The sequence below is a fragment of the Micromonospora sp. NPDC047730 genome (genome assembly GCF_043204765.1).
In the GTDB taxonomy this organism is placed as follows: domain Bacteria; phylum Actinomycetota; class Actinomycetes; order Mycobacteriales; family Micromonosporaceae; genus Micromonospora.
The window spans coordinates 1,094,847-1,102,916 of record NZ_JBIDCU010000001.1 but is presented as its reverse complement, the minus strand read 5'-3'; the positions used below and the strand labels follow the sequence as shown (position 1 = coordinate 1,102,916).

The window sequence follows — 8,070 nt, the reverse complement described above, 5'->3', positions numbered from 1 at the left end:
CCACCACCGTCGTTGTTCACCGCCGAACCCCGCACCACCGCATGCACCACATCCCCCGCCGCCACCGCATCCACCAACCGCCGCAACACCACGACGGCCAGTCCGCTGCCGTTGACGGTGCCGGCGGCGGCCCGGTCGAAGGCCCGGCAGTGCCCGTCCGGGGAGAGGGCCATGCCGTCCTGGTGGCGGTACCCCTCCGCCTCCTCGGCCCGGACGCCGACGCCGCCGGCCAGCGCCATGTCGCACTCCCCGGCGAGCAGCGACTGGCACGCCTGGTGGATCGCGACCAGCGAGGTCGAGCACGCCGACTGGATCGTCATCGCGGGGCCGCGGAGGTCGAACTTGTACGCCACGCGGGTGGCCAGGAAGTCCTTCTCGTTGGCCATGAGCGCGCTCATGTCGGAGATCAGCGTCGGGTCCGCCGCGACCGCGCGGAGCAGATAGGAATTGACGGAGCTGCCCGCGTAGACGCCGATCCGGCCCGGGAAACGCGCCGGGTCGTACGCCGCGTCCTCCAACGCCTCCCACGCACACTCCAGGAACAACCGGTGCTGCGGATCCGTCATCTCCGCCTCGTGCGCACTGAACCCGAAGAACTCCGCGTCGAACAACTCCACGCCGTCCAACCGCGCCTTCGCCGGCACATAGGACGGATGCGAGTACACCGACTCCGGCACCCCCGCCGCCGCCAACTCCTCCGGCGAGAAGAACGTCACCGACTCCACCCCGGCGCACAGGTTCCGCCAGAACTCCGCGACACTCGACGCTCCCGGGAAACGACCCGCCATCCCGACCACCGCCAGGGCGTTGTCGAACTGGTCGTCGAGGTGCGCAGGCAGCTCGGTCATCGGTCCGTCCCTTCCGCGAGGCGGCGCTGTTCGTGCGCCTGTCGACGACGTGCCAGGGCGCCACCGCGCACCGCCGCCCGGCGGAGCTGCGCACGGCTGGCCGGTGACCCCGGGTCCTGCTCCCCGCCGGCCCGTTCCGGCGTGGCGCGGATCCGGTCCAGGTGGGCCGCGAGCGCGGCCACGGTCGGGAACTGGAACAGGTCGACCACGTTCAGCTCGACGCCGAGCCGCTCGGCGAGCTGCTGGCGGGCACGCAGGGCGAGGAACGAGTGGCCCCCGAGGTCGAAGAAGTTGTCGGTACGGCCCAACGGCGGGACGTCGAGCACGAGGGCCCACACCTCGGCGACCGCGCGCTCGGTGGCGCCGATCGGCGGCTCCGCCGTGGCCTCCTGGCGCAGCGGCCGGCCGTCCCGCCAGGACAGCCGGTCCCGGTCGAGCTTGCCGTTGGTGGTCACGGGCAGGGCGTCCACCGCGGCGAGGACCGCCGGCACCATGTAGCCCGGCAGGTGCCGCCGGGCCACGGCCCGCACCTCCTCGTACGTCGGCGCCGGCCCGTCCTCGAGGACGAGCAGGGCGGCGAGGTCCCGGCGGTCCGGGTTGTCGCCGCGGACCACGACGGCGGCCTCCCGGACGGCGGGGTGGGTCACCAGCACCGCCTCGATCTCGCTCGGCTCGACCCGGAAGCCGCGTACCTTGAGCTGGCTGTCGAGCCGCCCGAGGAAGTCCAGCCGACCGTCGGGCAGCCAGCGGACGAGGTCGCCGGTGCGGTACATCCGAGCACCGGGCGTGGACCCGAAGGGGTCCGGGACGAAGCGTTCCGCGGTGCGGCGGGGATCCCGCAGGTAGCCCCGGACGACCTGGAGCCCGCCGAGGCACAACTCCCCGGGCACGCCGACCGGCACCGGTCGCCCGGCACCGTCCAGCACGTAGGTGGTGACGTTGGCGATGGCGCGGCCGATCGGGGGCGCGTGCACCACCGGCCCGTCCTGCGGGGGCACCGGGTCGGCCGTGGCCACCACGGTGTTCTCCGTCGGGCCGTAGTGGTTGACCAGCCGGGCGCGCAGCGCGGGCGAAGGCGTACGGGTCAGCGCGTCGCCCCCGGTGAGCAGCAGCCGCAGCGCCGAGCCGGTCACGGCCTCCTCCGCGAGCACCGCCTCGGCGACAGTGGTGGGCAGGAAGGTCACGGTGATCGCCTCGTCGACCAGCCACCGCGCCAGCCGGTCGGGTGCGACCCGGACCGGCTCGGGCGGCACGTGCAGCGCCGCGCCACCGGCCAGCGCCGCCCACAGTTCCCAGGTGCAGGCGTCGAAGCCGGGGCTGGCGACGAGGGTGGCCCGGTCCTGCGGCCCGACCCGGTAGGCGTCGAGGTGCCAGTGCACCAGGTTGGCCAGGCCGCCGTGGGTGACCTCGACGCCCTTGGGGCGCCCGCTGGAGCCGGAGGTGTAGATGACGTACGCGATCTCCCGTGGGTCCGGCGCCACGGGCGCGGCAACCCCGCCGGCCCCGGCGGGTGCCTCGCCACCAGCGTCGACGTCAGCGGAGACAGCGGCGGCGACGTCGAGCACCGCGGTCCGCGCCGCCGCGAACCGGCCGGTCAGGTCCTCGCTGGTCAGCACCGCGCAGGCCAGGCTGTCGGCCAGCGTGAAGGCGAGCCGGTCCGGCGGGTAGCCGGGGTCGAGCGGCACGTACGCCGCGCCCGCCTTGAGCACGGCGAGGAAGGCGGTCACCAGCTCCGCGCCCCGGTCCAGGCAGACGGCCACCGGCCGGCCGGGCCTCGCGCCGACGGCGCGCAGCCGGGCGGCGAGGACGTCGGCGCGGCGGTCCAGCTCCCCGTACGTCAGGGTCCTGCCGTCGGCCCGCACGGCGGGGGCGTCCGGTGCCGTCCGGGCCCACCGCGCGACCAGGTGGTGCACCGGCCCGGTCGGGTAGTCGCGGACCTGCCCGCTCCAGCGGCGCACGATCCGGTCCTCCTCCGCCGGGTCCAGCAGCGCCGCCGCCGACAGCCGCCGGTCCGGGCGCGCGCAGAGCGAGCCGAGGATCGCCCGGTACTGCGCCATCAGCTGCGCGATGCGGTCGTCGTCGAACAGCTCGGTGCTGAACTCGAACTCGCAGTCGATGTGCGTGTCGCCCTCGAACGCCATCACGGAGAGGTCGAACTTGGAGACCTCGCCGACCATGTCGAGCAGCTCCACCGTCAGCGGGCCGACGTGCAGGCGCTCGAACGGGGGGAGGTTCTTCATCGCGAAGACGATCTGGAACAGCGGGTGGCGGGCCGGGTCCCGGACGGGGCGCAGCCGCTCCACGAGCAGCTCGAACGGGGCTTCGTGGTGCGTCTGGGCGTCCAGCACGACGTCGCGCACCCGGGCCACCAGCTCGGCGAAGGTCGGGTCGCCGGAGATGTCGGTGCGCAGCACGACGGTGTTCACCAGCAGGCTGACCAGCGGCTCCAGCTCCACCCGGTCCCGGCCGGCGACCGGCGTGCCGAGCACGACGTCCGACTGCCCGGTCTGCCGGTGCAGCAGGGCGACGAATCCGGCCAGGAGCACCATGTACGGCGAGGCGGCGTGCCGGCGGGCGGCGGCCACGACCAGGTCGGTCAGCTCGGCGTCGAGGCGCACGGTCCGCCGGCCGCCCCGCCAGCCCAGCACGGCGGGGCGCACCCGGTCGGGCGCCAGTTCCGTCGCGGAGGCGCCGGCGAGCCGCCGCTCCCACCAGGCCAGCTGGTCGTCGAGCTCACCGGCGGCGACGCGGTGGTGCTGCCAGCGGGCGTGCCCGGCCGGGTCGACGGGCGGCCGGGCGGGCGCCGTGCCGTGCCCGGTCCCCGCCGCGTAGTAGCGGGCCAGGTCGTTGACCAGGACGCTGAGCGACCAGCCGTCGACGACGATGTGGTGCAGGTCGAGGAAGAGCCGGTGCTCGTCCTCGCCGAGCCGGAACAGCCGGGTCCGCAGGAGCGGCCCGCGCCGCAGGTCGAACGGGGGCTGCCGCTCGGCGGCGACCGCCTCGCGCACGCGGTCCTCCCGCTGCGCGGCCGGCAGGTCGGTCAGGTCGGTCACGTCGAGCCGGACGGCGGGCACGTCGACCGTCCGCTGCACCGGTTCGCCGTCGACGTCGTCGAACACCGTGCGCAGGGCGGGATGGTGCGCCACCAGCCGGTCCAGCGCGTCCCGCAGGGCGTCCACGGAGAGCGGTCCGGTCAGCCGCAGCACCGCCGGCACGTGGTAGGCCGGGCTGTCCGGTTGGAACTGGTGCAGGAACCACAGGCGGCGCTGCGCGAAGGAGACCGGGGCCGGGGCGTCCGGGTCCGACGGGTGTCCGTCGGCCGCGAACCGCCGCGGGCCGTCGGCGGCCGCCGCGTCGTCGGGCAGGGGGTCGACCGTCGTGTCGTTGGCGAGGAACTCGGCCCCGGCCGCCAGCCGGCTGGCCAGCCGGGCCCGGACCGCGTCGGAAGGTGTTCGGCGCACGGTACCGCTTTCTGCTGGGACGGGCGGGACGGTCAGCTCACCGGCGACGGCGCCGGGCCCGGCGGGTTCACCGCCTCGAACTGGCTCGCCCGGCGCAACCGGTCGAGCAGCTCCGGCTGGGCGGCGCTGCCGCCGGAGTGGCGCAGTTGGTCGGCCAGGACGCCGTTGAAGGCGCGGACGAAGTCCTTGACCTGCTCGCCGGACATCCCCTTGCGCTGGAGGTAGAAGGTGCTCCACTGCTCGAACCCGAACTGCGGCAGCCAGACGGAGCTGGTCACGTCGACGAAGAGGTCGTCGATGATCTGGGCGGCGCTGGACCAGTCCATCGTCTGGTGGCTCCAGTTGAACGCCTCGCCCTTGATGCCCAGCTCGTCCCGGCGCTGGTAGATCGGGGTGACCGGGTCGCAGTACCACAGCTGGGCCCGGAAGTAGTCCGGCCGGCCCTGGTCGAGCAGGTCCACGGTCTCGGCGACGGTCTCCTCCGTCTCGCCGGGGAAGCCGACGATCAGCGAGGCGTACGTCGAGATGCCGTGTTCGTTGAAGGCCCCGAGCGCGTCGATGTAGTCCGCCCGGCGGGCGGTCTTGTTCATCTGCTTGAGCAGCACGTCGCTGCCCGACTCGATGCCCAGGAAGACGCCCTCGCAGCCGGCTTCCTTCATCAGCTCGATGGTCCTGCGGTCGCCGTGGTCACTGCGGTAGAAGCAGTTCCACTTGAACCCGTAGTCCTTGTCGATCATCATCCGCAGGATGTCCCGGAACCGGTTCTTGGGGACGTTGAAGGTGTCGTCGATGAACGTCACGGTGTTGACCGACGGCAGCTTGCGGATGTTGTCCAGCTCCCGCTCGACGTGCGTCACGTCGAGGTAGGTGTACTTGCCGGCCCGCTGGGGGAAGCCGCAGAAGGCGCAGGAGAACGGGCAGGACTTCGCCGTCCGGGTGGTGACGAACTCGTTGAACGCGTCGGGGCCGAAGACCTGGTAGTCGACCAACTCGGTCAGCGGGTTCGACTCGATCTCGGTGCGGGTGTGGACGAAGTCGCCGTCCACGCGGTAGGCCAGGTTCGGCACGTCTCCCGGGTCCGTGCCGGACCGCAGCGCGAGCGCCAGCCGGGCCAGGGTCAGCTCGCCCTCGCGGCCGGTGACGTAGTAGTCCGCGCCGAGGTAGTCCATCATCGCGTCCAGGTCGGGGCGCTTGAGCGCGGCCACCTGGTTGGTGATGAACGGCCCGCCGACCACGATGGACACCTTCGGGTTGTGCCGGCGGACGAACTCGACGATCTCGATGATCGGCTGCGGCGAGACGTACAGGGTCGTGGTGATCGCCACGAGGCGGACGTCGCCGGCCAGCTTCTCCCGCAACTGCTCCCGCTCGTGCTGGAACAGGTTGACGAAGTCGACGCTCAACCCCCGGCGGGCCAGGAAGCTGCCCAGCACGGTGACCACCGGCCAGAGGAAGTCCGCGTTGTGGAAGTACGGCTTCGGCGCGCCCGGCGGGCTCTCGCGCAGGTGACTCAGCGCGTCCAGCGCGCGCAGCGGTCGCCCGTCGAGGTCGATGTACGCCAGGCGCAGGTCGCGGAAGGCGCCGGAGTCGGCCCCCATGAGGCGCACGTCGCTGACGTAGCTGGCGAAGTCGACGTCGTTGAAACCGACGATCAGGCAGTCTGTCATGTGCCGCTCCGTTCCGGACAAAGAGACCGGGGACCTCGTCGCCCGCTGCCGGGCCCGTCGAGTTGACGCACCGGGGCGCTACCGGGAATCGGCCGCCAGGTCGGCGGCGATGGCCCGTACCACCCCGGCGGGGTCGGTGATGTGGAAGAAGTGGTCGCCGCGCACGCTGTGGCCGCGGTACCCGCGGGACGTCATCCGCTGCCACCCGGCCATCGCCGCCGCCGTGGCGATCGGGTCCTCGGTGCCCGCGAAGCCGAGGATCGGCACGTCGACCGGGCCGTGCGTGGCGCCGGCGTAGCGGTCGATCCAGCCGAAGTCGGCCCGCAGCACCGGGATGAGCAGGGCGGCCAGCGCCGGGTGGTCCAGGATCTCGGCCGGGGTGCCGCCCATCCCGACGACCTCGCGCAGGAACTCCTCGTCGTCGAGGACGAGCAGCCGGCGGGCGAGTTCCGGGAGGTCGTCCGGGGGGCGGGACCCGCCGACGACGAGCCGCCGGGGCAGCGGGGCGCCGCGGCGCTGGAGTTCCGCCACGACGGCGTGCCCGACGAGGGCGCCGAAGCTGTGGCCGTACAGCGCGTACGGCCGGGTCTCGTCGGCCAGCACGTCGGCGACCTCGGCGACGTCGAAGACGGGCGGCTCGTCAATGCGGCTCTCCCGGCCGGGCGGCTGCAGGGGGCGTACCGCGACGCCCGGCGCCGCGGCCGGGATCCAGGCCCGGTAGGCGGTCGCCCCCGCCCCGGAGTGCGGCAGGCAGTACAACGCCACCGGTGCCTCCGGGGTGTCCGGGAAGAGGAACCACCGTGGTCGTCGGTCCGCCGAGTAGTGGACAGTCACCATTGATCCTTCCGCGGAGACTCAGTTGACGACGGCGACCGCGCCGCCGTCGACGCGGTGGTTGGCCCCGTTGACGAAGCCCGCGAGGGGGCTGGCGAGGAAGACGACCAGCGCCGCCACGTCGTCGGGTGTGCCGAGCCGGCCGGTGGGGTTGTCGATCGACCTGGCGAGGACACGCTGCTCGATGTCGGACCAGTCGGTGCCCCAGCCCTGGTCGGCGGCGAGACCGCGGACGTACGCCTCCACCCGGGGGGTGACGACGATGCCGGGACTGACGGTGTTGACGGTGATGCCGGTGCGGTCCAACGCCCGGGCCAGCCCCGTCGTGAGGTTGACCAGTCCCGCCTTGGTCGTCGAGTACGCCACCGAGCCGACCTGCGGCTGGGTGGCGGCGCCGCTGGCGATCTGGATCAGCCGGCCCCAGCCCCGGCGACGCATGCCGGGGACCAGCGCCTGGGCGAGGCGGGCCGGCGCCACCACGTTGAGCTCGTGCAGGCGCCGCCAGTCCTCGTCCGTGGTGTCGTCCCACGGCCGGTCCAGGCCGGTGGCGGCGCAGTTGACCAGGATGTCGACGCCGCCGAGGTAGCGCTCGGCCGCGACCGCCAGTCGGTGCGGGCCGTCGGCGTCGAGCAAGTCCGCCACGATCGGTTCCGCGACGCCGCCCCGGGCCCGGATGCCCTGGGCCACGGACTCCGCGGCGGGCACGGAGCGCCCGTGCACGACGACCGTCACTCCCTCGTCGGCGAGCATCTCGGCGATCCGCGCTCCGATGCCGGACGACGACCCGGTGACGAGCGCCCGCCGACCGTCCAATCCAAGATCCACTGGTTCCCCCCGTGACATGGTTCGAACGCCGCACCCGGCGCGGGGCGGCCCCTCTATCCGGACCTGACGATCCGCCCGCGGCGGCCAGCTCAGCCGCGCCGGCGCCGCCCCGGCGAGCGGGCGCTCGACGCACCGCGGCAGGCGGTCGTCCGCCACCCACGGTCGCGGTGCTCACACACCCGATCGACAGGCCGGCTCAGCACTTGGATGTCCCCGTTCCCCCACGTTCTCCCTGCCCCAGCGGTGTCGCCGCCACGGCGGGTACGACACCGGCGTCCCGACCTCCCGGTCGACCACCCGGGAGCACTCCGCGCATTTCCGCCAACCCCGTCGGGACCCGGGAAGCACATCATGGAGCCCGGACGGAGTCAATCCCCACCAATAAGTCGGGGTCGCCGACGTACGCATTAGCGCGGGCAGATCCGGCAATTAACG

Annotated in this window: 5 protein-coding genes; all 5 read right to left on the bottom strand. The window is 73.4% G+C overall.

The genetic code is table 11. From position 1 onward, the window contains the following. Positions 1 to 848, bottom strand: an 848-nt coding sequence (locus tag ACGF5G_RS05420) for a beta-ketoacyl synthase N-terminal-like domain-containing protein (protein ID WP_393259155.1), incomplete at its 3' end; no start/stop codon positions are given. Continuing rightward, positions 845 to 4,309, bottom strand: a complete 3,465-nt coding sequence (locus ACGF5G_RS05415; RefSeq protein ID WP_393259153.1) for an amino acid adenylation domain-containing protein — start codon at positions 4,307 to 4,309, stop codon at positions 845 to 847. The genes ACGF5G_RS05415 and ACGF5G_RS05420, both read right to left, overlap by 4 nt. A gap of 32 nt (positions 4,310 to 4,341) precedes the next feature. Then, entirely contained in the window at positions 4,342 to 5,976 is a 1,635-nt protein-coding gene (locus ACGF5G_RS05410) for a PhpK family radical SAM P-methyltransferase (RefSeq protein ID WP_393259151.1), read from the bottom strand. Between the two features lie 78 nt (positions 5,977 to 6,054). Continuing rightward, the gene (locus tag ACGF5G_RS05405; protein ID WP_393259150.1) at positions 6,055 to 6,810 is read right to left on the bottom strand and encodes a thioesterase II family protein; all 756 of its coding nucleotides are present in this window, start codon (positions 6,808 to 6,810) and stop codon (positions 6,055 to 6,057) included. 21 nt (positions 6,811 to 6,831) lie between these two features. Continuing rightward, positions 6,832 to 7,635, bottom strand: a complete 804-nt coding sequence (locus tag ACGF5G_RS05400) for an SDR family NAD(P)-dependent oxidoreductase (RefSeq protein WP_393259149.1) — start codon at positions 7,633 to 7,635, stop codon at positions 6,832 to 6,834. Between the last annotated feature and the right edge of the window lie 435 nt (positions 7,636 to 8,070).